This is a genomic window from Mycolicibacterium iranicum (assembly GCF_002101705.1).
GTDB lineage: Bacteria > Actinomycetota > Actinomycetes > Mycobacteriales > Mycobacteriaceae > Mycobacterium > Mycobacterium iranicum.
Genome location: NZ_LQPC01000051.1, coordinates 42589 through 65386 on the forward strand (window position 1 = coordinate 42589; position 22798 = coordinate 65386).

22 protein-coding genes are annotated in these 22798 nt (G+C 66.2%); 9 read left to right on the forward strand and 13 right to left on the reverse strand.

The genetic code is table 11. From position 1 onward, the window contains the following. Position 1 precedes the first annotated feature (1 nt). The 3 genes from AWC12_RS25340 to AWC12_RS25350 are packed head-to-tail and all read right to left on the reverse strand — an operon-like array spanning position 2 to position 3298. Positions 2–1090, reverse strand: coding sequence for an acyl-CoA dehydrogenase family protein (locus tag AWC12_RS25340; protein WP_085177832.1), 1089 nt, complete (start codon positions 1088–1090; stop codon positions 2–4). Beyond that, positions 1077–1892, reverse strand: a complete 816-nt coding sequence (locus AWC12_RS25345) for an acyl-CoA dehydrogenase family protein (protein ID WP_085177833.1) — start codon at positions 1890–1892, stop codon at positions 1077–1079. Before AWC12_RS25345 ends, AWC12_RS25340 begins: the two co-directional genes overlap by 14 nt. Beyond that, positions 1877–3298, reverse strand: a complete 1422-nt coding sequence (locus tag AWC12_RS25350) for a class I adenylate-forming enzyme family protein (RefSeq protein ID WP_085177835.1) — start codon at positions 3296–3298, stop codon at positions 1877–1879. Before AWC12_RS25350 ends, AWC12_RS25345 begins: the two co-directional genes overlap by 16 nt. A 112-nt stretch (positions 3299–3410) precedes the next feature. Between AWC12_RS25350 and AWC12_RS25355 the strand changes: the two genes are divergently transcribed. Next, a complete protein-coding gene (locus tag AWC12_RS25355; RefSeq protein WP_085177837.1) occupies positions 3411–3740 on the forward strand; it encodes a 2Fe-2S iron-sulfur cluster-binding protein in 330 nt (109 codons plus the stop codon). Here AWC12_RS25355 and AWC12_RS25360 read toward each other — a convergent pair. The 4 genes from AWC12_RS25360 to AWC12_RS25375 all read right to left on the reverse strand — a co-directional run bounded on the left by AWC12_RS25360 (position 3728) and on the right by AWC12_RS25375 (position 7831). Further along, positions 3728–4786, reverse strand: coding sequence for a CaiB/BaiF CoA transferase family protein (locus tag AWC12_RS25360; protein ID WP_085177839.1), 1059 nt, complete (start codon positions 4784–4786; stop codon positions 3728–3730). The genes AWC12_RS25355 and AWC12_RS25360 overlap by 13 nt on opposite strands. Further along, the gene (locus AWC12_RS25365) at positions 4783–5739 is read right to left on the reverse strand and encodes an LLM class F420-dependent oxidoreductase (protein WP_085177841.1); all 957 of its coding nucleotides are present in this window, start codon (positions 5737–5739) and stop codon (positions 4783–4785) included. The genes AWC12_RS25360 and AWC12_RS25365 overlap by 4 nt, the downstream gene beginning before the upstream one ends. 85 nt (positions 5740–5824) lie before the next feature. Continuing rightward, the gene (locus AWC12_RS25370) at positions 5825–6223 is read right to left on the reverse strand and encodes a cobalamin B12-binding domain-containing protein (protein ID WP_024448219.1); all 399 of its coding nucleotides are present in this window, start codon (positions 6221–6223) and stop codon (positions 5825–5827) included. An 18-nt stretch (positions 6224–6241) separates the two neighbouring features. Continuing rightward, positions 6242–7831, reverse strand: coding sequence for a methylmalonyl-CoA mutase family protein (locus AWC12_RS25375; RefSeq protein ID WP_085177843.1), 1590 nt, complete (start codon positions 7829–7831; stop codon positions 6242–6244). 133 nt (positions 7832–7964) lie between these two features. Here AWC12_RS25375 and AWC12_RS25380 point away from each other — a divergent pair, with 133 nt between their 5' ends. The 4 genes from AWC12_RS25380 (at position 7965) to AWC12_RS25395 (ending at position 12180) form a co-directional block, all read left to right on the forward strand. Beyond that, positions 7965–8849 (forward strand): SDR family oxidoreductase, encoded by an 885-nt coding sequence (locus tag AWC12_RS25380; protein ID WP_085177845.1) that lies wholly within the window; start codon positions 7965–7967, stop codon positions 8847–8849. Then, the gene (locus AWC12_RS25385) at positions 8846–10345 is read left to right on the forward strand and encodes a class I adenylate-forming enzyme family protein (protein ID WP_085177847.1); all 1500 of its coding nucleotides are present in this window, start codon (positions 8846–8848) and stop codon (positions 10343–10345) included. The genes AWC12_RS25380 and AWC12_RS25385 overlap by 4 nt, the downstream gene beginning before the upstream one ends. Next, positions 10342–10644, forward strand: coding sequence for a hypothetical protein (locus AWC12_RS25390; RefSeq protein WP_085177849.1), 303 nt, complete (start codon positions 10342–10344; stop codon positions 10642–10644). Before AWC12_RS25385 ends, AWC12_RS25390 begins: the two co-directional genes overlap by 4 nt. Positions 10645–10719: 75 nt before the next feature. Further along, on the forward strand, positions 10720–12180 hold the full coding sequence (locus AWC12_RS25395) for an adenylate/guanylate cyclase domain-containing protein (RefSeq protein WP_085177851.1): 1461 nt from the start codon (positions 10720–10722) through the stop codon (positions 12178–12180). Between the two features lie 93 nt (positions 12181–12273). Here the strand turns inward: AWC12_RS25395 and AWC12_RS25400 are convergent, their stop codons facing one another. From AWC12_RS25400 to AWC12_RS25420, 5 genes are read right to left on the reverse strand one after another with little or no spacing between them, the layout of a single operon-like run. Continuing rightward, complete coding sequence (locus tag AWC12_RS25400; protein WP_085177853.1) at positions 12274–12687, reverse strand: nuclear transport factor 2 family protein; 414 nt, start codon at positions 12685–12687, stop codon at positions 12274–12276. A 55-nt stretch (positions 12688–12742) separates the two neighbouring features. Beyond that, complete coding sequence (locus AWC12_RS25405) at positions 12743–13159, reverse strand: Zn-ribbon domain-containing OB-fold protein (protein WP_085177855.1); 417 nt, start codon at positions 13157–13159, stop codon at positions 12743–12745. A 2-nt stretch (positions 13160–13161) separates the two neighbouring features. Further along, positions 13162–14370 carry a thiolase family protein gene (locus AWC12_RS25410; protein WP_085177857.1) on the reverse strand — a complete coding sequence of 403 codons (1209 nt, stop codon included), beginning with the start codon at positions 14368–14370 and terminating at the stop codon, positions 13162–13164. A 12-nt stretch (positions 14371–14382) separates the two neighbouring features. Next, the gene (locus AWC12_RS25415) at positions 14383–16620 is read right to left on the reverse strand and encodes an acyl-CoA dehydrogenase family protein (protein WP_085177858.1); all 2238 of its coding nucleotides are present in this window, start codon (positions 16618–16620) and stop codon (positions 14383–14385) included. Then, positions 16617–17630 (reverse strand): NAD-dependent epimerase/dehydratase family protein, encoded by a 1014-nt coding sequence (locus AWC12_RS25420; RefSeq protein WP_085177859.1) that lies wholly within the window; start codon positions 17628–17630, stop codon positions 16617–16619. The genes AWC12_RS25415 and AWC12_RS25420 overlap by 4 nt, the downstream gene beginning before the upstream one ends. Positions 17631–17736: 106 nt before the next feature. Between AWC12_RS25420 and AWC12_RS25425 the strand changes: the two genes are divergently transcribed. From AWC12_RS25425 to AWC12_RS25435, 3 genes are read left to right on the forward strand one after another with little or no spacing between them, the layout of a single operon-like run. Beyond that, positions 17737–18324: a TetR/AcrR family transcriptional regulator gene (locus AWC12_RS25425; protein ID WP_085177860.1), complete on the forward strand. Its 588-nt coding sequence runs from the start codon at positions 17737–17739 to the stop codon at positions 18322–18324. A 43-nt stretch (positions 18325–18367) separates the two neighbouring features. Next, positions 18368–18808, forward strand: a complete 441-nt coding sequence (locus AWC12_RS25430) for an SRPBCC family protein (protein WP_085177861.1) — start codon at positions 18368–18370, stop codon at positions 18806–18808. Continuing rightward, positions 18805–20628: a sulfatase-like hydrolase/transferase gene (locus AWC12_RS25435; protein ID WP_085177862.1), complete on the forward strand. Its 1824-nt coding sequence runs from the start codon at positions 18805–18807 to the stop codon at positions 20626–20628. Before AWC12_RS25430 ends, AWC12_RS25435 begins: the two co-directional genes overlap by 4 nt. Positions 20629–20637: 9 nt before the next feature. On the opposite strand, the gene AWC12_RS25440 is transcribed toward AWC12_RS25435, so the two are convergent. After that, positions 20638–21900, reverse strand: coding sequence for an amidohydrolase family protein (locus AWC12_RS25440; protein WP_085177863.1), 1263 nt, complete (start codon positions 21898–21900; stop codon positions 20638–20640). Between the two features lie 55 nt (positions 21901–21955). Between AWC12_RS25440 and AWC12_RS25445 the strand changes: the two genes are divergently transcribed. Beyond that, entirely contained in the window at positions 21956–22795 is an 840-nt protein-coding gene (locus AWC12_RS25445) for an AraC family transcriptional regulator (protein WP_085177864.1), read from the forward strand. Positions 22796–22798: the final 3 nt, after the last annotated feature.

The following is a 22798-nucleotide window of genomic DNA, read 5'->3' on the forward strand; positions in this document are numbered from 1 at the left end:
TCTAGACCCCCAGTCCGAGGATGCGTTGCGCGATGATGTTCTTCTGAATCTGTGACGTGCCGCCCATGACACTTTGTGCGCGGCTGTACATGTAGGCCCCAAAGAGCTCCTCGTCGCCGGTGCCCACGGTCTTGAGCGCTGCATGTCCGACCGACTGCTCGACCCACGTCATCAGCAGCTTGTCGAGCGATCCCTGCGGGCCGTGATTGAGACCGTCGAGTTGTTCCGACAACCGCCTGCGCACGTGGAGGCGCAACATCTCCGTCTGCACCCATGCCCACAGCAGTTCCTCGTTGGGGGCGTCGGCGAGCCCGGATGCCATCTGCCGCACGGTCTTTCCGTAGCGGGCCGAGAATCCGAGCGTCGACGGTTCGCGTTCGTGGCTGACGACTGTCATCGCCAGCTTCCAGCCCTCTCCCGGAGCGCCGACCATATTCTTGGCAGGCACCCGTGCACCGTCGAAACCGACCTGGCCGAACTCCTTGGTGACGCCGCTGATCATCTTCAGTGGACGCTGCTCGATGCCGTCCTGGTGCATCGAGACGATGAACGCCGAGATGCCTTTGTGCTTGGGAACGTCCTTGTCCGTGCGGGCGAGGACCAGACACCAGTCCGCCACGTCGGAGTAGCTCGTCCAGATCTTGTGCCCGTGGATGACGTACTCGTCACCGTCCCTGACGGCGGTGGTGGTCAGAGAGGCCAGATCCGATCCGGCACCTGGTTCTGAGAAGCCCTGACACCACCGTTCCGTGCCGTTGATCATGCCGGGCAGAAAACGCTGCCGAAGTTCCTCGCTGCCATGGTGACTCAGGCCGACGACGAGATATCCCAGGCTGGGCCGCGCGGGAGCGCCCGCCTTGGCGATCTCCTCGTCGACTATCACATCGTAGACAGGGGGAAGATCCTGTCCGCCGTACTCCTTCGGCCACGAGGTGCCGAAGAAGCCCGCCTCGAACAGAGCCTGGTGCCACTCCCCCGCCTTGGCCCAGTAGGCGTCACCAGAGGTCGGGAACTTGCCCTTCTGCTCCTTGAGCCAGCCGCTCAGCCGTTCGCGGAACGCGGCCTCGTCCGGCGAATCACGAAAGTCCAATGGTCAGCTCCTCCAACTTGGCGGGCCAGGTCTCGGTGGCAGCCAACACCCGGCGAAGATAGACGTGAGCCAGGCACTCCCACGTGTTGCCGATACCGCCGTGCACCTGAATCGACGTCTCGCACACTGTCATTGCGGCGCGTGCGCAATAGATCTTCGCCACCCGGTTCGCCTCGATCGCTTCACGCACCGGGAGTTCGTCGACCGCCCACGCGCCGTGGCGCGCCACGCTGATCGACCCCTCGATCAACGCCAGACCCTCGGCGAGCAGATGTGCGACGGCCTGGTAGGAGCCGATGGCCGACCCGTACTGCTCACGTACCTTGGCGTACTCGGTGGCCAGCGCGTGGGTGCCCCGAGCCGCTCCGACGATGTCGGCCGTGGTCGCCGCGAGTGCCAAGGCATACCAGCGCCCGGCGTCTTCGTCGGACAACTCGGTGAGCTCGCTCGGTGACTCCACCACTCCGGCAAGGCTTCCCGTCAGGTCGACCGATTCCGGGGCACTCTCGGGCGGCAAATCCGCTCGTCCCAGCCGGTTCTGGAGATCGTCGATGAGCACCGGCCCGAGGTAGGGCACGTCGACCAATCCCCTGCCGAACTCCTCGGCGACGATGGCGACCTCCACGGCCGACGCCCCGTCGGCGCGCAGGGTCCGGAACCCGGTGGCGTCCACCGCCTTCTCCAGCCGCGCACGACGCGTCGCGTCGTCGAGGTCGGCCACCGACCCCGGCCCGAAGTCACCTGCCACCTCCGCTGCGGCATCGCGCAGCTGTCGCTGCTCCTGGGTCAGACGGACGTCCACTGTTCTCCTCCGCTCTCGGGGCTCATCGCGCGCTCCCGCAACACTCTCCGCAGCACCTTGCCCGAGGGCAGCCGCGGGATTTCGTCGACGACCAGCACCTGACTGGGACGTTTGTAGGAAGCGAGCCGATCCCCCACGAGGGTGACGAGCTCATCGGTGTCGACGGTGCGGTTCACCGCAACTGCGGCGACGATCGCCTCTCCGTCGGCCACGGGAACACCGAACACCGCGCAGTCCTCGACGGCGGAATGGCCGTGAAGCACGGCCTCGATCTCAGCGGGCGCGACCTGGAAGCCGCGGACCTTGATCATCTCCTTGGCGCGGTCGGTGATCCTCAACCAGCCGTCGGCATCGAGACTCCCGACGTCGCCGGTGCGATACCAGTCGTCGCAAAATGCCTCCGCCGTGCAGTGTTCGGGGAGGTAGCCGGCCATCGCCGAGCCGGAGCGCACCTGGATCTCGCCCTCCTCGCCCGCGGGCAGCGGCTCGCCGGTCTCGAGTGAGACGGTCCGGATGTTCACGTCCGCGACGGCACGCCCGACCGTGTCGAGCCGCGCGCCCTGAAGGTCGTTGCAGGAGATCACCGGAAGCTCGCTCGCGCCGTAGGCGGTCACCCACGAGACCCCTGTGCGTGCCGAAACCGCCTCCGCCACGCTCTGTGTGACCGGGGTGGCACACCACATGATGTAGCGCAGCGACGACAGGTCGTGGTCTTCCAGGTGTGGATGCGCCGACAGCGCCAGGGCAATGGGCGCGACGGCCATCTCGATTGTGATGCCGTCGGATTCGATGTGGCGCAGCATCGCATCGATGTCGAACCTGCGGTGCAGCCGGATCCACGCGCCGGTGTCGAGCGCCATGATGATGTTGAGCAGACCGAGGATGTGCGACGGCGGGGTCATCACCTGCATCCGGTCTGCCTGCGTCAACCCGATCGCCTCACGCCAGTGCCGGATGGCCACGGACAGCGAGGCATGCGTGTGGCGCACCGCTTTGGGCAACCCCGTCGTTCCTGAGCTGAACACGAACACCGCGTCGGCTTCGGGCGCCGGCGCCTCTGCCAGCCAGGACCCGGGCACGATCTCGTCGTCGAGCGAGACCATGGGCATCGTGTCGGCGAGCACGGGATGATCGCCCACCGCATGCGTGGGCGCCGTCAGCGACAGGGCGTAGTCGACCTCGGCCCGCTTCCACGCCGGGCTCAGAAGCACGGCCGCCGCTCCGAGTCGCCAGATGGCGCGCAGCGCGACGACGAATTCGGGGCGGTTGGACGACATCAACGCGACGCGGGAACCGCGCGTGACTCCACGCCGACTCAGCGCCGATGCCATACCGCCGGCCAGTGCGTCGAGGTCGGCGAGGCTGAACTCCCGTTCCTCGAAGGCGAGCGCCATCGGCTCACTCACGTCGCGCGCGCCCCTTCCGGAAGTAGTGGATGATGTCCGCGAGAGGACTACGGTTTGTCGAGGAGAATAGTATTCTCCTATTATCAGAATGACAATGTCGAAAGAGGGTCACATGACCGACCCGCAGGCACCGGGAACGGGGTCCGCAGTGACTGAGGCAGCAGCCCAGGGCACCATCACCATCCACCTCGACGGCTCGACCGCATCGGTCGGCCAGCGGCCGGGTGAAACCCTGCTGGAAAGCGCGCGCCGCGCCGGCATGGGACCGCCGTTCTCCTGCGAGGCAGGCAACTGCGGCACGTGCATGGCGCTTCTCACCGAGGGCACGGCGACGATGCGCGTCAACGACGCGCTCACCGAAGACGAAGTCGACGAGGGATACGTGCTCACCTGCCAGGCCGTTCCCGACACCCCGAACGTGACCGTCAACTACGACGAGTGAGCCGCCGCGCCGGCGTGCTCGTCCAGCGCAGGCGCAGGCCGATACTCGGGCTCATAGCCCGCAATCCTGATGGGACTGCCCACCAACCGAAAAGCTCCTGCGGTGACCAACGCCTCAGGTGTCGCCTGGAGAGCTTCCGGCAATGTGCGCACCGCGGCGACCGGAAGTCCCAACGGCCGCAACCGTTCCTGCCAGTTCAGGGCGGTGTCCGTCGCCAAGACCGCGCTGACCAACTTCAGCACGTCGTCGCGACGCGCCGCGCGCTCGGCCAGCGTGGCGAAGCCCTCGATACCGGCCTCGGCAGCGAACGCCGCCCAGAAGGCGTCGTGGGTGATGAACAGCGCCAGGTATCCGTCGGCGGTCAGGAACAATTGCGCGGGCACGTAGAACGAGTGCGCGCCATAGGGATAGCGCTTCGGCTCGAGTCCGTCGTTGAGGAACGCCGCTGCGCGATAGTTCAGCTGGGAGAGCATCACATCCTGCATCGACACGTCGACCTGCCCGCCGCGGCCCGCGACGATCTGGGCCAGCAGTCCGAGCGCCGCGGTGAGCCCCGTCGAATTGTCCACCGACGAATATCCCGGCAGCGTCGGAGGACCCGCCGGATCACCCGTCATGGCCGCCACGCCCGTCGCCGCCTGGATCACGTAGTCGAACGCCGGGTCGTCACCGCCGTCGAGCCCGAAGCCGGTCAGCGCGACGCAGACGATGGCCTCGTTGAACTCTTTGAGCGCCTCGTAGGTCAATCCCAGCCGCTTGATCGCCGACGGCTTCATATTGACAAGCAGCGCATGTGAATTCGCGACGAGCTCACCCAGCTGCTGCCGGCCTTCGGCCGAGCGGAGGTCGAGTACCACGCTCTGCTTGTTCCGATTCAGACTCGCGAAGTAACTGTCGCTGACCTGCCTGGAGATCTCGCCGCCCGGCGGTTCGACCTTGATCACTTCGGCGCCGAGATCGGCGAGCATCATCGTCGCGTACGGCCCCGCCAGCATGACACCGACCTCGAGGATTCGGATTCCCGCGAGCGGGCCGACAGACGTCACTTGACGGCCTTCGCGAGCTCTCCGATCACCTCACGGGTCCGGTACTTCGACGCCACCAGCTCGTCGCGTGTCTCCCCGATCGGCAACAGACGCACCGAAAGGTCCGTGACCCCGGCGTCGGCAAATTGTTTGAAGCGAGCCAGGATCGCGTCCTCATCGCCCGCTGCGCAGAGGTCGCCGACGTTGCGCGCGTCGCCGCGGTCCAGCAGCCGCTGATAGTTCGGCGAGGTCTCCGCCTCAGCCAAGATCCGGTTGGCCCGTTCCTTGGCGGCCTCGATCTCAGAGTTGGCGCACAGACAAACCGGGATGCCGGCCACGATGCGCGGCGCCGGGCGTCCCGCGTCGGCCGCAGCCTTGGTGATCTTCGGCGCGATGTGCTCACCGATGGCCTTCTCGTCGGCCATCCACAGCACGGTGCCGTCGGCGTGCTCACCCGCTATCTGCAGCATCACGGGGCCGAGCGCGGCGACCAGAACCGGAAGTGGCTGCGCTGCACCGAGAACGGTCGGGTTGTGCACCGTGAAGGTGTCGTTCTCCACGTCGACGTCGCCGGGCCCGGCCAGTGCGGCGTTGAGCACCTCGAGGTAGTCGCGGGTGTACGCCGCGGGCTTCTCATAGGGCATGCCCAACATGTCGCGCACGATCCAGTGGTGCGACGGCCCGACACCGAGGGCCAGTCGCCCCGCCGCGATCGCATGCACGGAAAGCGCTTGTCGGGCAAGCGCGATCGGGTGTTGCGCCTGCAGGGGGACCACAGCCGTGCCGAGTTCGATGCGCGAGGTGTGGGCGGCCATCAGCGCGACCATCGTCAGACAGTCGAAGTCGTTGGGCACCTGGGGCATCCACGCGGTGTCCAGACCGGCCGATTCCGCCCATTCGATGTCGGACACCAGCTTGGCCACCTTGCGTGCCATGTCGCCGCGCTCAGCCCCGATCATCACACCGAGCCTCATGCTGAGTTCTCCTTTGCCGAGAGTGCGACCAGATCGCGGATATCGCCGTGAACGCGCGCTGAGCGCACCGTCGGCGGGCTGAAAGTCACTGGGCGGCTTCTTTGGTCAGCTCACGCACATCGCGCACCAGGTCCTCGAGCGAGGTCCCCGTCGGGAACACGGCGGCGGCACCGGCGTCCAGCAGCTTCTGCACATCGCCCTGCGGGATGGTCCCGCCCACGACCACCGCGATGTCACCTGCGTCGGCGGCCCGCAGCGCGTCGACCGTCCGGGCTGTCAGCGAAACGTGGGCGCCGGAGAGAATCGAAAGTCCGACCAGCGCAACATCTTCCTGGAGGGCAATCGAGACGATGTCCTCGATACGCTGCCGGATACCGGTGTAGATCACCTCGAAACCCGCGTCGCGCAGCGTGCGCGCGACGATCTTGGCTCCTCTGTCGTGGCCGTCCAACCCGGGCTTGGCCACCAACACACGTACACCCATCGCCAGAACACCTCCTCTCTAGAAAACGACGGGCTGCTGGAACTCGCCCCACACCGACTTCAGTGTCGACACCATCTCGCCCACGGTGCAGTAGGCATTCGCGCAGTCGATCAGATTGTGCATCAGGTTGCCGTCGCCCTCAGCGGCGCGGGCCAGCGCGGTCAGCGCCTCCTTCACCGCGACGTCGTCACGCTCGGCCTTGACCTTGGCAAGACGCCTGAGCTGCTTGTCGCGCCCCTCCGCGTCGAGCTCGTAGGTCGCGAGGTCGGGCGGTGGTTCGTCGACGACGAACTTGTTCACACCGACGACGGGCCGCTCCCCCGACTCGACCTGCTGATGGATTTTGAACGCCTCGTCGGCGATCAGGCCCTGCAGGTAACCGTCCTCGATACAGCGCACCATGCCGCCGTGAGTCTCGAGATCGTGCATGATCTCGACGATCTTCTCCTCCGTGGCATCGGTGAGCGCCTCGACGAAGTACGAGCCCCCGAGCGGATCGGCCACCTTGGTCACGCCGGTCTCATAGGCCAGGATCTGCTGGGTGCGCAGCGCCAGCGTCGCCGACTCCTCCGACGGCAACGCGAACGGCTCGTCCCACGCCGCAGTGAACATCGACTGCACGCCGCCCAGCACGGCAGCCAGGGCTTCGTAGGCGACGCGCACCAGATTGTTCTGCGCCTGCGGCGCATACAGCGACGCCCCACCTGCGACACAACCGAACCGGAACATCGACGCCTTGTCGGTGGTGGCGCCGTAACGCTCCCGCACGATCGTCGCCCAGCGCCTGCGGCCGGCCCGGTACTTGGCGATCTCTTCGAAGAAGTCGCCGTGGGTGTAGAAGAAGAACGAAATCTGCGGCGCGAACTTGTCGATCGTCATGCGGCCGCGCTCGACGACGGTGTCGCAGTAGGTGACGCCGTCGGCGAGGGTGAACGCCATCTCCTGCACGGCGTTGGCACCGGCATCGCGGAAGTGGGCGCCCGCCACCGAGATCGCGTTGAACCGCGGCACCTCGGCGGCGCAGAACTCGATGGTGTCGGCGATCAGTCGCAACGACGGCTCCGGCGGCCAGATCCACGTCCCCCGGGAGGCGTACTCCTTGAGGATGTCGTTCTGGATGGTGCCGGTGAGCTTCTCCCGCGGGACGCCCTTCTTTTCAGCCGCCGCGACGTAGAAGGCGAGCAGGATGGCCGCGGTGCCGTTGATCGTGAAGCTCGTGCTGATCTTGTCCAGCGGAATGCCGTCGAACAGGATCTCCGCGTCGGCGAGGGTGTCCACCGCGACGCCGACACGACCGACCTCCTCGCCGAACTCGGCGTCGTCGGAGTCGTAGCCGCACTGCGTCGGCAGGTCGAGGGCCACCGACAGTCCCGTACCGCCCTGATCCAGCAGATAGCGGTAACGGCGGTTCGATTCCTCAGCGGTGCCGAAGCCCGAATACTGGCGGAATGTCCACGTCTTACCGCGGTACCCGGACGCGAAGTTGCCGCGGGTGAACGGATACACGCCGGGCGGTGGCGGTTCGACCGCCCGCTCGCCCGGTCCGTACACGGGGTCCAGCGGGATACCGGAAGGGGTCTCGACCCGAGGCACGACTTGCTCGCTCATCGTTGGATAACGTACTTGCAAAAAATGAGAATGCCAATACCGTCTGGGGGAAAGCTGCACGCCGCAGCATGTGCAACACCCCCAATATGTGAGTCGAAGCCCCGGTACACAGCGATTATGGGATTCGCCTAAAATGAGAACGGCACTATCTAGCGCCGATGAGGAGGGCCGACGTTTGCCTGAGAGCAGCGCACAGTTCGCCGACCGCACCATCGTGGTCTCGGGAGGCAGCCGAGGGATCGGGTTGGCCATTGCGCTGGGAGCCGCCCGTCGCGGCGCCAACGTCGTGCTTCTGGCCAAGACGGCCGAGCCGCACCCCAAGCTTCCCGGCACCGTGCACACCGCCGTGGCTGAGGTAGAGGCGGCCGGCGGCAAAGGTGTCGCGGTGGTCGGCGACGTCCGCAAGGAAGAAGACGTCGCACGCGCGGTCGATACGGCCGTGGCGCACTACGGCGGCGTGGACATGGTCGTGAACAACGCCAGCGCGATCGCCACCGAGCCGACCGATCAACTGTCGGCCAAGAAGTTCGATCTGATGATGGACATCAACGTTCGAGGCACCTTCCTGCTGACCAAGGCCGCGCTGCCGCACCTGCAGAAATCACGGTCCGCACACGTGCTCACACTCGCGCCGCCGCTGAATCTGTCTCCCAAATGGCTCGGCGCCCACCCCGTCTACACGTTGTCCAAGTACGGGATGACGCTGATGTCGCTCGGCTGGGCCGCCGAGTACGCCGACGCGGGGATCGGTTTCAGCTGCCTGTGGCCCGAGACCTACATCGCGACCTCGGCGGTCACCAACCTGGCCGAAGGGGATGCGCTGGTGAAGGCGTCACGCAGTCCCGACATCATGGCCGACGCCGCGGTCGCGGTCCTGTCGCGGCCCCCGGACACCGTGAACGGAAAGACCTTTATCGACTCCCAGGTCCTCGCCGAAGCCGGCGTGACCGACCTGTCCGCGTACGGCGGCGGCGACGCCCCGATCCTGGACATCTTCGTCGACGAGCGCACGTCATGAGCATCTCTCTGCTTCTGGAGATGGCGTGCGACGCCGGTCCTGATCGGACGGCGCTCGTCGCCGACGACGTGCGGCTCACCACAGCCGAACTGAGCGCCCTGGCAGACGGTGGCGCCGGCGTGATCGCCGCATCGGGGGCCCAGCATGTCGCCTACGTCGGCACGGGTGGTGCGATGCTGCCGCTGCTGCTGTTCGCCGCGGCGCGCGCCGCGATACCGGTCACCCCGTTGAACTACCGACTCTCTGCCGAGGGTCTGCGCGCGCTGCTCGACCGACTGCCCGCGCCGCTGGTGATCGTCGACGACGACTACCGCGACGCAGTGGGTGACCGGTACCCGACGATGGGCTCCACCGAATTCCTCGAGACGGCCCGCGCAGCCGAACCTGCTGCCGAGTTCGCCGACCCCGATGGGGTCGGGGTGGTGCTATTCACCTCGGGGACGACATCCAAACCCAAAGCCGTCGAACTCACCCACAGCAACTTGACCAGCTACATCATGGGCACCGTCGAATTCGCCGCCGCCGAACCCGACGACGCCGCATTGATCTGTGTCCCGCCCTACCACATCGCCGGGGTCAGCGCCGCCCTGTCGAATCTCTACGCGGGCCGGAAGATGGTGTACCTGACCAACTTCGACGCACACAAGTGGGTGCAGCTGGTGGCCGACGAAGGCGTCACCTCGGCGACGGTGGTGCCCACCATGCTCGACCGCATCGTCACCGTCCTCGAATCGCAGAACACCACCCTTCCGACACTGCGCACCCTGGCCTACGGCGGGTCCAAAGTTCCTCTCCCCCTGGTGCGTAAAGCACTCGAACTACTACCCGGGGTCGGATTCGTCAACGCCTACGGGCTCACCGAGACCAGCTCGACGATCGCCGTACTCACCCCCGACGACCACCGCGCCGCGCTGGCGGCCACCGACGAGTCCGCGATCCGACGCCTCGGATCGGTAGGACAACCCGTCCCGGGCATCGAAATCGAAATCCGCGCCGAGGACGGCACCGTCCTGGGGCCGGGCCAGACCGGTGAACTGTTCGTGCGCGGCGAGCAGGTCTCGGGCAAATACACCGACATCGGTTCGGTGCTCGACGAACGCGGCTGGTTTCCCACCAAAGACGTCGCCCACCTCGACGAGGCGGGCTACCTGTTCATCGGCGGCCGCTCCGACGACACCATCATCCGCGGCGGCGAGAACATCGCCCCCGCCGAGATCGAGGACGTCCTCGTCGAGCACCCCCACGTGCGTGACTGCGCCGTCGTGGGCGCCGACGACCCCGAATGGGGCCAGATCATCGTCGCCGTCGTCGTCCCCCAGCCCAGCACCGAACCCGACGTCGAAGACCTGCGTTCCTACGTCCGATCCCAGCTGCGCGGGTCCCGGACCCCCGACCGGGTGGTATTCCGCGAAGAGCTGCCCACCAACGCGACCGGCAAGGTGCTGCGCCGCGAACTCGTCAACGAACTCAACGTGACGTCGAAGGAGCCCGCATGATCAAGAACGGCACCCGCCTGCAAAGCCAAGTCTGCGACACCCAGGTGATCATCGTGCGCAGCGCTGAGAGCCTCGAAGACCTGCGGATCGGCGGGGCACCCGCCATCCCCATCGGAGACCAGCCCGATTCCAGCCTGTCCCTGGACGACACGCTGGCCGACGGGAACCTGATGGGCAAACGCTACGTCGACGACGACGGCGCCGAGGTCCTCGTCACCAAAGCCGGCAAAGGCACCATCAGCATCGGCACAACCCCCCTGGCACTCAAAGAAGCCAAACCGCTGCCCGCCAGCGACTGAGCGACAGCGGTTCCCTGCGGCGGGTCGCCGTCGCGATCCAGGGTGCGGCCGAGACACGCCTGATACGTTCGGCCGGTGAGGCCACGCCGCCTGCTTGTCAAGTACGCTGCCGGCCTCACGTTTGCCTACCTGCTGACCGTCGCCGAGGTCGTGGCAATCGTCGTCGCGCTGGCGGGCCGCGGCGTCGTCACGCTCGGCAACGTCGTCACCCTGTCGGTGGTCGGACTGATCGGCATCACGACGGTCACTCTCGGCGCGGTGCTGATACTGCGTCCGTCGTTGCGCTGGCTCAACGCGGGCCGGCGTCCCACTCCTGCCGAAATCCGGACGACGTCACGGATCACGCGACGCCAAGCCGCCATCACGCTTGCGCCGTGGCTCCTCACGGCGGCGGTCCTTGTTCCGCTGAATCTGCACGCCGAAGCCACGGTCTTCATCGTGCTGACGACAGCCCTGCTGTTCGGCGCCATCGCGACGGTGTCTACGGGATTCCTGTTCACGTTGCGGACGCTGCGGCCCGTGCTGGCTGCCGTACCTGCCGATGCCGAACGACCGCCCGCACCCGGGGTGCGGGCCCGACTGCTGATCATGTGGGTGATCTGCACGGCGCTGCCGGGATCCGCGATCGCGGTGCTCTTGGTGATGAGATACCGGGAATGGCTGCTCGACAGCTCGTCGCCCATCGAACTGGCGCTGCTCGTCCTGGCATTGGTGGCCGTCGTCCTGGGCTTGAGAGCGATGATCCTCGTGTCGATGTCCATCTCCGATCCGGTCAACCAGGTCGTCGACGCGATGGCCGATGTCGAGAAGGGAAAGATCGACCGCACCATCGAGGTCTACGAATGGTCCGAGATCGGCCGGCTGCAAAGCGGTTTCAACCGCATGGTTGCCGGCTTGCGGGAACGGGACCGGGTGCGGGATCTGTTTGGACGCCACGTCGGCGAGGAGGTCGCCCGCCGGGCCGTCGACGAAACCTCCCGACAGGAAGCCACCGGTGACGAGCGCGAAGTGGCAGTACTGTTCATAGACCTGGTGGGCTCGACACAGTTGGCTGTCGAGCGAGAACCCCACGAAGTGGCCGAAATCCTCAACGATTTCTTCCGGATCGTCGTCGCGGCAGTCGACGATAAGCACGGCCTGGTCAACAAGTTCCAGGGCGATGCCGCGCTGGCGGTTTTCGGTGCACCACTGCGGATCGCCGACCCGTACTCGGCGGCGATGGCTACAGCACGGGCGCTTGCTCTCGCATTACGAAGGCTGCCAGTCGACTTCGGCATCGGCGTGTCCGCGGGGCCGGTGTTCGCAGGCAATATCGGCGCAGAGAACCGCTACGAGTACACCGTCGTCGGCGATGCGGTCAACGAGGCTGCGCGACTCGCCGACCACGCCAAGCAGTTTCCGGGCCGGACCCTGTGCTCGGGCACGGCGCACGCGCAGGCGAGCGCCCCCGAACAAGCGTGCTGGACAGCCGACGGCCAGACGATCCTGAGGGGACGCTCTAAGGCCACCTGCATCTTCACGCCCTCGAAAGGTTAGGCCGGCGCTGCGGGTGGAAATGCGCGCCTATGCGTTCCGCCGACGAGTGGCCGTTGCGACAGCTGGTGCCGGACAGTCAAGACTGAGCATCAGTCAGCCCGCGGTCACCGTCCGCACCATCACGGTCGTAAAGCGTCTGCGACTGATCCGCCAGCCCGTGTCGGTGCGAACCAGCTCGTCGTCGTAGAACCCGGCAGCACTGACTCCAGAGGTGTTGTCCTGCGACATGATCAACGCGTCGACATACGCCTGCGCCGTCGCAGCGTCCCCGTCGACCGAGACAGCCTGATTGGTGATCCGGTGCAAGGTGTGCCCAGCCATCTCGTGCGCGGCGACCATGAACTCGACAACGGCGTCGACGCCACGCCAGTGGCCGATCTCGCCGTAGTCGAGCTCGCAGTCATCGGTGAACACCGTGCGGAACAGCGGCCAGTCGCGACGGTCGATCCCCGTGGCGTACCGGATGAGGACATCCCTGATGTCCTGGCAGTCTTCTCGGTGACTCATCAGAACTCTCCGTTCGGCTCATCGGGTCAGCGCGTCACCACGGTTGCGACGCCCCTCAGCGGTCAGCAGGCGCGTAGCGCAGCATCGTGACGTCGTGGTCGGGATAGTCGAAGAACACCGGCTTGACCCTCATCCCGATCGCGACGGCCTCAGGTTCGACGTTCACGAGTTCGGTCGAGAAGCGCGGCCCCTCGTCCCATTCGACGATGGCGAGCAGTTGCGGCACCGCATCGGCGAAGTGCGGCCCGACGGGACGCCGAGCCACGGTGAACGAGTACAGGGTCCCCATTCCCGAGATCTCCCGCCACTCCAGGTCATTCGCAAGCGTCCGCGGCGCGCGAACACGGGGATAGAACACATACGACTGCGAGGAGGGCGAGTACTGGATGACCACCCGATGCTCGGCAAGCCCATCCCAAAACGGCGCCGTGGTCGGTGTTTTCACGGGCATCGGCCGCTCAAGACCGGTCACGGTCAGTCTCCTTCCAGAACGAGCGTGGTCTGCTCGGACAAAATTCCACCATTGCCCGAGACGAAAGCCCGGTGACAATCGGCGACCTGGGCGGCGCCTGCGCGCCCCATGATCTGCCTGGCCGCATCGCAGACGTGGTGCATCCCACCGGCATTACCTGCCTGCCCGAACCCCAACTGCCCGCCGGCGGTGTTGAGCGGGAAGTCGCCGCGAAAGGTCAGATCGTGTTCGGTGACGAACTCCATCCCTTTGCCCTTCTCACAGAAGCCGGCGTCTTCGAGGCTCAGCAGCACCGTGATCGTGTAGCAGTCGTAGATCGACACCATGTCCATCTGGTCGCGGGTAAGGCCGGACATCGAAAAAGCGGTATCGGCTGCGCGCACGATCGGCGTGTGCAACAGATCCTCGGCGTAGGTGGGCGTCTTGTAGGGCACCTGCTCGCCGAATCCCTTGATCCACACCGGCCTGTTCTTGGCTTTGGCGGCGACATCCGCGCCGGCAACCACGACCGCCGCGCCCCCGAGGCACGGCATCACGATCTCCAACATGTGCAATGGGTCGGCGATGACCGGGCTGGCCAGCACGTCCTCGATGGTGAGAGGCTTGTCTTTCCAGATCGCCCCCTCGGTGTGGTTGGCGTTGACACGCTGATCCACCACAATCTTGGCCATCGCCCGCTCGTCGTAGCCGTAGACCGAGGCGTAGCGTTGAGCGACCTGGCCGTACGGTCCGTTCTGGCCGAGGTTCCCATACGGGATCTCGAATTCAGCTTGTGGAGAGCCGAATTGGTTGCTCGACGCGCCGAAGTAGACGGCGTCGATGAGTGGTTTGGGCTTCTTTTCCGACGTCGGGGTGAGGTAGCGCGCCGGAATGGCACACAGCACCACGTCGCAGATGCCGAGCTCGATCGCGGCGGCCGCGCGCCACACCATGCCGACTGCGCTGGCACCTCCGAGATCAACGAGTTCAGCGAAACCGGCACGCACACCAAGGTATTCGGCGACCGTCGAGGGTACGAAGATCTCGGACTCGGCGAGGTGTGAGGTGACGATGCCGTCGACCAGCTCGCCGGAGAGCCCGGCGTCGTCGAGCGCCGCGGAACCGAGTTCGGCCCACTGCTCGAGCGTGAACGGCGCGATGCTTGCCTTATTCATCCGCTCCGGCGGCAGCTCCACGTAGCCGACGATGGCGGCCTCACCGCGCAAACCCATGTGCTGCTCCTGTCACTTGCGGGGCAAACCGAGAATCATCTGGGCGATGATATTGAGCTGAATCTCTTTGGTACCGCCGCCGATCAGTTCGGCGGGCAGGTGGAAATATGGCTCGACGATCGGCGGGTCGGAGTCCTCGACGAGTGCGGACGGCGCGGCGAGCTCCAACGTGGCTTTGAAGGTGCGACGCAGCATCACGTTCATCGCCACCTTCGCGATGCTCGATGCGGGGCCGGCCGCCTGCCCGTCGAGGAGCCGCATGACCTCGCGCACGGCCAGCACTTTGATCGCGTTGGCGTAGGCGTCGGCCTCACCGAGAGCTGCCAGCACCCTGGCCCTGTCGGGCCGATCCTCCTCGGCGAGCCTGCGCAGAATGCTCGCCCGGTCGAAGTTGACGTAGCCGCTGATCGCGACCCGCTCTTGGGCCATCGTCGCGATCGCGAGATTCCAGCCGTCGGTCGGACCGCCGAGCAGTAGCTCGTCGGGGACGAAGACATCGGACAGGAACACCTCGTTGAAGTGGGCTTCGCCGGTGGCTTGGCGGATCGGCTGCAGTTCGATTCCTTCGGACCGCATGTCCACGATGAAGTACCCGATGCCGCGGTGCTTGGCGGCGTCCGGATCGGTGCGGGCCAACAGTGCGCCGTAGTCCGCGGTGTGTGCCGACGATGTCCAGATCTTGTGACCGTTGATCCGCCAGCCGCCGTCCACCTTCGTGGCGCGTGTCGCAAGGGAGGCGAGGTCGGAACCAGCGCCCGGCTCGCTGAACAATTGACACCAACCGAGTTCACCGCGTTGCGTCGCCGGAATGAACCGCTCCTGAAGGTGTTCGGGCGCCGAGCTGATGAGCGATGGCAGAATCCACTCGGAAATCCCCAGCGACGGTCGGACGAGTTCGGGTCGCTTCGCGAACTCCTCGTCGATGATCAGCTGTTGTAGCTGGGTCGCCGCGACTCCCCAGGGTCTTGGCCAGTGCGGCGCGATCAGACCGGCGTCGGCGATCAGGGTGCGCTGCGGTCCAGTGGCGAGGTTCGGATAATCGCCCTGCCTACCCGGCCGATCGTTGCGCAGCGTGAGCGCTTCATCGAGCACAGCCGCCACATCGCGGCGGAAATCCGCATCGACATCACCGAGTTTCACCGAGACATCGCGGCTGCGGGTCCGGGTCAGGTCGCCGAGCTGCTCGGCGAAACGTCCTGCGGGCCCGATCGATGCGGCCAGGCTTGTCGCCTTGCGCCAGTAGAGGTGAAGGTCGTGTTCCCACGTGTAGCCGATCGCCCCGAACATCGTGAGGGTGTCGAGGACCAGGTCGGGTGCGGGCGCGATGGCCATCAGCGCGGCACCGGACGTGGCGATCCGATACTGCGCCGGATCCTCCGACAGGGACCGCACCGCGTCCCACGCCGCTGAGACCGCGAGTTCGCTGCTGACCAGCAGCATGGCGGCCTGGTGCTGCAGGGCCTGGAAGGTGCCGATCGGTTTACCGAATTGTTCGCGGGTGCGCAGATGCTCGGTGACAGCCTGTACGCACCACCGGACGGTGCCCGCGGCAGCAGTGGCCGTCAGTGCCAGTGTCACGCTGCGCGCATGATCATCGTCGATACCCTGCAGCACAGCGTCGGTGGGACAGGTGTAACCGTCGAGGCGCACGACGCCGATGTCAACAGTCTTGTCGGTGCCGTTGCGGACTTCGACACCGAGGCCCCTGTGCGCGAGGCCACTGTGCGCGGTATCCAGAACCAGCCACACGGTGTCGTCGTCTGCATGGGCCGCAGCGAGAATCAGCTGCGCCGAGCACGCGGCCAGTGTCGGTCCGCAGGAGCCGGTGACCGACCAGCCCTGCGCCGTCGGCGTTGCGCGGAAGTTGTTGTCCTCAGGCAAGATAACCGTGGCCGGTGCCCCACCGGCCAGCCGTCGGAGGATCTCCCCACGCGCTGGCGTGTCGTCGGCGAGTCCGGCTATCGCGCTCGCCGTCACGCTCTGCAGTACCGGCCCGGGCAACATGGCGAGTGCCGCAGCCTCCAGTACGCACGCGGTGTCGACGAGAGTGCCGCCCTGGCCCCCGAACTCCTCGTCGAGGTGCACTGCGTGAAAACCGTTGGCCACAAAGTCGTCCCACCAATGGGGTAACTCACCGGCGGCCGCTGCGTCGAACGACTGGCGGGTCTTGTCGATCGGAGCATGCCGCGCGGCGAACTGTGCGACGGCGTCGGCCAACTGGAGCTGCTCGGGCATCAATCCGATCGTCATCGCACTCCCTCCGCGGCGGGATACCGCCGGGCGCTGAAGAAATGGGCGGCGGCCACGATCGCCTCCGATGTCGGTTGGGGGTGCCAGCCGAGTTCGCGTTCGGCCTTGGAGTGGTCCAGGGGCGTCATGATGTGCATGAGGCGGATGTTCAACGGCGTCAGCATCGTGTCCTTGTTCCTGATCCGCGCGACGGCAGCGCTGACGTGGCCGGCGGCCGACATCACGCGGATGGGGATCGCGTACCTCGGCGGAGCGACTCCGACTGCCTCACAGCCGATTCGATGTATCTCGCGGGTGCTCATGAAACGTTCGGAGACGATGTACCGCTCGCCCACCCGGCCACGTTCACCGGCGAGAATCATGGCGCGAGCGGCGTCCTCGATACCGACGACCTCCGCCTCGTATCCGTCAATGTAGAACGGAAGCTTGCCGAGGACCGCGGCGGCGAGCATGCCCCCGTGCGGGGTGGGCAGGAAATCGCCGGGTCCGTAGGTGTTCGCCACGCACATCGCCACACCGGGCAGCGCCTTCTCTGTGCAGTAGCGCATGACGAGTTGTTCGGCGGCCACCCTCGATCGAACGTAGTCCCCTCCGGCGTCGAGCCAGTTGTGCGGGGTCGTCTCGTCGGCGAGGCCGCCGTCGGCGCGACCGATCGTGCCGATGGAACTGGTGAAGACGAATCGGTAGAGGTCGGCGTCGGCAGCGACATCGAGGACGCTGCGTAGGCCGTCGACGTTGGTCCGCCATATCGGCGCGGGGTCCCGCAGCCAGGAGCGCGCGTCGACGACGCAGTAGTACACGATGTCGCATCCGGTCATGGCGGCGCGCACGGCGTCGGTGTCGAAAACGTCGCCGTAGCGAATATCCACGGGCAGCCCGTCGATTCCCCGCGTCGAGCTCGTAGCGCGGATGAGCACGCGAACGTCGGTTTCGCCGCCGGCGACCAGTTGCTTGACAACGTGGGAGCCGAGGAAACCGCTGGCGCCGATCACCAGCTTCGTTCCCGCCATCGAAAGACCTCCAGCCCCACCTCCGCGACATAACGAGACGCAACGTCTCGTCTTGTGGCACACTACGGGCGATGCCCCAGCGTGTAAAGCCGGACGGGAACCCCTGATGGCCACCGAGACCGCTGCGCCACGGCGGCGCAGCGAGCGATCACGGATGGCCATCGTCGGCGCGACCCGAAAGCTTCTGATGGAGCGCGGTTTCGACAAACTCACCATCGAGGCCGTTGCCGCGCGAGCAGGTGTCGGGAAACAAACGATCTACCGCTGGTGGCCCAGCAGACACGCACTGGTCGCCGACGTCATCCTCGAAGATGCCGACAGAATCCTGCGGCCCGTCGCTTCCACCGACGACGTCACCGCCGATGTGTGCGCCTGGGCCATCACCCTGGCCACCGCACTGACGACGTCGCGGGGCAACGCGATGCTGCGCATCCTGACGATTGCGGGAATGGAGCACCCCGATACCGCGGCGCGGCTGCAAGCGGGCTTCAGCACGCCACTGCACGACACCGTGCGAAACCGCTTGGCAGCAGCAGGATTCGATGACGCGGCGGCTCGCGATGCCGCCGACGCGATCGTCGGCGGCATCGTCTACGCCGTCCTCACCGAAGGCCGCACCTTCGCGCCGCACCGGGCCGAGTCCATCACCCGTACCGTCATCTCAGGCATCTCTGGCATCCAGATCCGGGACTGATCATGATCTGGCGGTCTTCCCCGCGACCGAGTTGGATGGGGTCATGACCGACGTCAGCCGATCACGCGAGTTGGCTGCGGAGCCTTCCGCTGTCTGGGCGATCCTCGCCGATTTCGGCTCCCTGAGCGCATGGGCCGACGGTGTAGACCATTCCTGTCTGCTCAACGACGAACCCCGCGAGATCGGGCTGACCCGACGGGTGCAATCCGGTCGCGACACCTTCGTCGAGACGATCACCGTGTTCGACCCTCCTCACCTCCTCGCCTACGACATTCACGGCGTGCCGCGGCGCTTCACGGTGTCGAACCGGTGGGATCTGCGCCCGCACGGCGGCCGTGGGACTACGGTGACGTTGACCAGCACGGTCGCCATGAAAGCAGGCATCCTGCGGCCGGTCGGCGAATGCGTCTTCGCAGAGATGATGGCGCGCCGCTCGGAAACACTGCTGAGTTCATTGGCCCGAGCCCTCGGAGGCACATCATGACATCCACCCGGCCCGACATCGTCATCGTGATGACCGACGAGGAACGTGCCATGCCGCCGTACGAATGCGACCGCGTGCGCGCCTGGCGTGACGAAACACTCACCGGCAGAAGGTGGTTCGATGAGCACGGGGTGAGCTTCGAGCGGCACTACACGGGATCACTGGCCTGCGTGCCCAGTCGTCCGACGATCTTCACCGGCCAGTATCCCGATCTGCACGGCGTGACACAGACCGACGGGCTCGGCAAGGCCCACGACGATTCACGGCTGCGGTGGCTGCGGCGTGGCGAGGTACCCACGCTGGGCAACTGGTTTCGCGCGGCCGGCTACGACACGCACTACGACGGCAAGTGGCACATCTCCCATGCCGATCTCATCGACTCCGGCACCGGACAATCCCTGGACACCAATGACGACAACGGAGTCGTCGACCCCGCCGCCGTTCAGCGCTACCTGGACGCGGATCCCCTCGGCCCCTACGGCTTCTCGGGGTGGGTGGGTCCAGAGCCGCACGGCGCCAAGCTGTCGAACGCAGGCATCCGACGAGATCCGCTGATCGCCGACCGTGTGGTCGCCTGGCTTGAGCACCGGTACGCCGCCCGCCGTGCGGGCGACCCCGCGTCGCAGCGACCGTTCCTTCTGGTGGCCAGCTTCGTCAACCCTCACGACATCGTGCTGTTTCCCGGATGGGCCCGTCGAAATCCTTTGGGGCCCTCGCCTCTCGCTCCTCCACCGGTACCTGCGGCGCCGACCGCGGAGGAGGATCTCTCTACCAAACCCGCCGCACAGATCGCCTTTCGTGAGGCGTACTACTCCGGGTACGGGCCCGCCTGGTCCATCGAACGCACCTATCGCCGCAATGCCCAGCAGTACCGCGATCTCTACTACCGACTGCACGCCGAGGTCGACGGCCCGATCGACCGCGTTCGCCGTGCGGTCACCGATAATGCGGGTTCTGCGGGTCCGCACGACACCATTCTGGTCCGCACCGCCGACCACGGAGATCTGCTCGGGGCTCACGGCGGACTGCATCAGAAGTGGTTCAACCTCTACGACGAGGCGACCCGGGTTCCGTTCGTCGTCGCGCGCGTCGGCGACCGCGCGACGACGGGCCGCACGGTCGCTGCCCCGACGTCACATGTCGACCTGGTCCCCACCTTGCTGTCGGCGGCCGGTGTGGACGTCGGCGCGGTCGCAGCCGTGCTCTCGGAGTCGTTCACCGAGGTTCATCCGCTCCCCGGCCGTGACCTCATGCCGATCGTCGACGGCGCGCAGGCCGACGACGATCGACCGGTGTATCTGATGACTCGCGACAACGTCCTCGAAGGCGACACCGGCGCGTCAGGTCTGGCTCGCATGCTGCGCCTCACCGCGAATGTGCCGCAGCCATTGAAGATCCGAATACCTGCACACACCGCCGCGAACTTCGAAGGGCTGGTCGTGCGGGTCCCGGAGAGCGCGGTGTCACACGGCGCCGGACACCTCTGGAAGTTGGTGCGCTCGTTCGACGACCCCGGTACGTGGACCGAACCCGGCGTACGGCACCTCGCCGCTGACGGGATGGGCGGACCGTCCTATCGCAGCGATCCGCTCGACGATCAGTGGGAGCTCTACGACCTCACCGACGACCCGATCGAATCCCGGAATCGGTGGGCCGATCCCGAACTGCTGGAGCTGCGCGCGCACCTGCGCGCACAGCTCAAGCACGTCCGGGCGGAATCGGTTCCCGAGCGCAACGTCCCGTGGCCCTATGCTCAGCGCCGACCGGAGCACCGACGGCGGTGGTCACCGCTGGGCACGCTGCGCAGCTTCCTGAGCTGAATTCGTGAATCAGGCTCGTGCGAACTGCTTTTCGTCGTACATGCGAGCCCACTCGGCGCGCGGCCGGATCGACACGTCGACGTCAGCTCCTTTGACGCGCAGTGCGCCGACGGTGGCCTGATCCTTCGGCGTCAGCTTGAACGGATCCCAGCCGAAGAACCGGCACGAGTTCTCCCAGGTGATCTTGTTGATGTCGGAATCCGAAGCGCCGGCGGCGTTCAGCTCGGCCAGCACCTGCTCGGGCGCATCCGGCCAGAAGCAGTCCGAGTGGGGGTAGTCGCACTCCCACGCGATGTTGTCGATGCCGATTTCGTGGCGCAGCTTCAGTGACGTCTTGTCCGTGACGTAGCAGGCCAGCGAGTGCTCACGGAACACATCGCTGGGCAGCTTGTCGCCGAAGTCGCGGCGCAGCCACTTCTGGTTGGTGTAGTGGCGGTCGCTGCGGTCGAGATAGAAGGGGATCCAGCCGATTCCGCCTTCGGAGAACGCGAACTTCAGGTCCGGGTAGTTGCGCATGGCAGGGCCCCACAGCAGATCCTGCGCGCACATGGCCGACACCTGTGTGGCGAGGATGATCAGGTTGTCGATCGGCGCGTCCTTGGCCATCGAGATCGCGCCGAAGCCCGTGCCGATGTGCAGACACATGACGACGTTCTCTTCGGAGAGTGTCTGGAACACCGGGCCCCAGTAGTTTTCGTCGAAATAACTGGGCAGGCCCTCCAGATGCGGCAGTTCCGGCATCGTGACCGCGCGGCATCCTTTGGCCGCGACCCGGCGGATCTCCCGGCACATGGCTTCCGGGTTCCACGTCGGCAGGATCGCGATAGGGATGAAGCGGTCCGGGTAAGAGCCGGCCCATTCGTCGATGTGCCAGTCGTTGTACGCCGAGACCATGACCAGGGTGGCCTCTTCGCGGTGCATGTTCAGATGACGGGCCGAGAAGCCGGTGAAAGTCGGGAAGCACATCGAGGCGAGAATTCCGTTGCGATTCATGTCGCGGACCCGCTCGTGGACGTCGTAGACGCCGGGTCGCATCTCCGCGAATCCCGCGGGATCACGACCCCACTCCTCGGCAGGCCAGGACACGACCGCGTTGAGGCCGCTGACGCCTTGCGGGCGCCCCTGGTACATCCACTGGTCGACGCCCTTCTCGTCGGTCACGACGATCGGAGCCTCCTCCTTGTACTTCGCCGGGACGTGACGCAGGAACATGTCGGGCGGCTCGACAACGTGGTCGTCGATGCTCACCAGGATCATGTCGTCTTTATTCATCTCTGCTCCTCACGTCCGCGGTGTTCATCTGCCTCCAGTAGTACCGTCTGAAGGCGTGACCGTCTCCGCGTCTTCGGACAAGCTCTTGTCTGAAACGGCCAAGATGCCCCGCCGCGTGATCGAACTTCGCCGTGGCGGGTGCGCGCTCGGGGGCAGCTATCTGTACGAGGGCGACGCGCTGATCACCGGATGGCACTCGCACGAGGTCCATCAGATCGAGTACGCGCTGCACGGGGTGGTCGAGGTCGAGACCGATTCGGCCCACTATCTGCTGCCGCCTCAGCAGGCCGCGTGGATCCCGGCCGGACTCGAACACCAGGCTGTGATGAATCCTGACGTCAAGACCGTCGCCGTGATGTTCGACAGAACGCTGATCCCCTACGGGGGCAACCGAGCGCGAATCCTCGCAGTCTCGCCGCTGATTCGCGAAATGATGATCTACGCGCTGCGGTGGCCGATCGACAGGGCCCGCGGGGACGAAACCTCCGATGGATTTTTTCGAACGCTCGCGGCACTGGTGTCCGAGGCTCTCGACCACGAAGCGCCGCTGAGCCTGCCGACGTCGGACAATCCGATCGTGGCCGCCGCGATGGACTACACCAAGGCGCACCTCGACACCGTCACCTCCGACGAGGTCAGCCGCGCTGTCTCGGTGTCGGAGCGGACATTGCGCCGCCTCTTCGCCGATACGCTCGGCCTGCCGTGGCGGACGTACCTGCTGCACGCGCGGATGCTGCGCGCGATGGCACTGCTCGCCGCACCCACCCAGTCGGTTCAGGAGACCGCGACGGCGGTCGGCTTCGACAGCGTCAGCTCGTTCACGCGCGCGTTCGCGCAATTCTGCGGCGAGACGCCGTCTGCTTATCGCAAAAGGGTTGCCGGCAACGCAGATTGAGCG

Excerpts from the sequence above, each read along its gene's own strand:
- AWC12_RS25355 (WP_085177837.1), top strand. The coding sequence starts at position 3,411 with ATGACCGACCCGCAGGCACCGGGAACGGGGTCCGCAGTGACTGAGGCA.
- AWC12_RS25365 (WP_085177841.1), bottom strand. The coding sequence starts at position 5,739 with ATGAGGCTCGGTGTGATGATCGGGGCTGAGCGCGGCGACATGGCACGC.
- AWC12_RS25370 (WP_024448219.1), bottom strand. The coding sequence starts at position 6,223 with ATGGGTGTACGTGTGTTGGTGGCCAAGCCCGGGTTGGACGGCCACGAC.
- AWC12_RS25375 (WP_085177843.1), bottom strand. The coding sequence starts at position 7,831 with ATGAGCGAGCAAGTCGTGCCTCGGGTCGAGACCCCTTCCGGTATCCCG.
- AWC12_RS25380 (WP_085177845.1), top strand. The coding sequence starts at position 7,965 with ATGAGAACGGCACTATCTAGCGCCGATGAGGAGGGCCGACGTTTGCCT.
- AWC12_RS25385 (WP_085177847.1), top strand. The coding sequence starts at position 8,846 with ATGAGCATCTCTCTGCTTCTGGAGATGGCGTGCGACGCCGGTCCTGAT.
- AWC12_RS25390 (WP_085177849.1), top strand. The coding sequence starts at position 10,342 with ATGATCAAGAACGGCACCCGCCTGCAAAGCCAAGTCTGCGACACCCAG.
- AWC12_RS25400 (WP_085177853.1), bottom strand. The coding sequence starts at position 12,687 with ATGAGTCACCGAGAAGACTGCCAGGACATCAGGGATGTCCTCATCCGG.
- AWC12_RS25410 (WP_085177857.1), bottom strand. The coding sequence starts at position 14,370 with ATGGGTTTGCGCGGTGAGGCCGCCATCGTCGGCTACGTGGAGCTGCCG.
- AWC12_RS25415 (WP_085177858.1), bottom strand. The coding sequence starts at position 16,620 with ATGACGATCGGATTGATGCCCGAGCAGCTCCAGTTGGCCGACGCCGTC.
- AWC12_RS25420 (WP_085177859.1), bottom strand. The coding sequence starts at position 17,630 with ATGGCGGGAACGAAGCTGGTGATCGGCGCCAGCGGTTTCCTCGGCTCC.
- AWC12_RS25425 (WP_085177860.1), top strand. The coding sequence starts at position 17,737 with ATGGCCACCGAGACCGCTGCGCCACGGCGGCGCAGCGAGCGATCACGG.
- AWC12_RS25430 (WP_085177861.1), top strand. The coding sequence starts at position 18,368 with ATGACCGACGTCAGCCGATCACGCGAGTTGGCTGCGGAGCCTTCCGCT.
- AWC12_RS25435 (WP_085177862.1), top strand. The coding sequence starts at position 18,805 with ATGACATCCACCCGGCCCGACATCGTCATCGTGATGACCGACGAGGAA.
- AWC12_RS25440 (WP_085177863.1), bottom strand. The coding sequence starts at position 21,900 with ATGAATAAAGACGACATGATCCTGGTGAGCATCGACGACCACGTTGTC.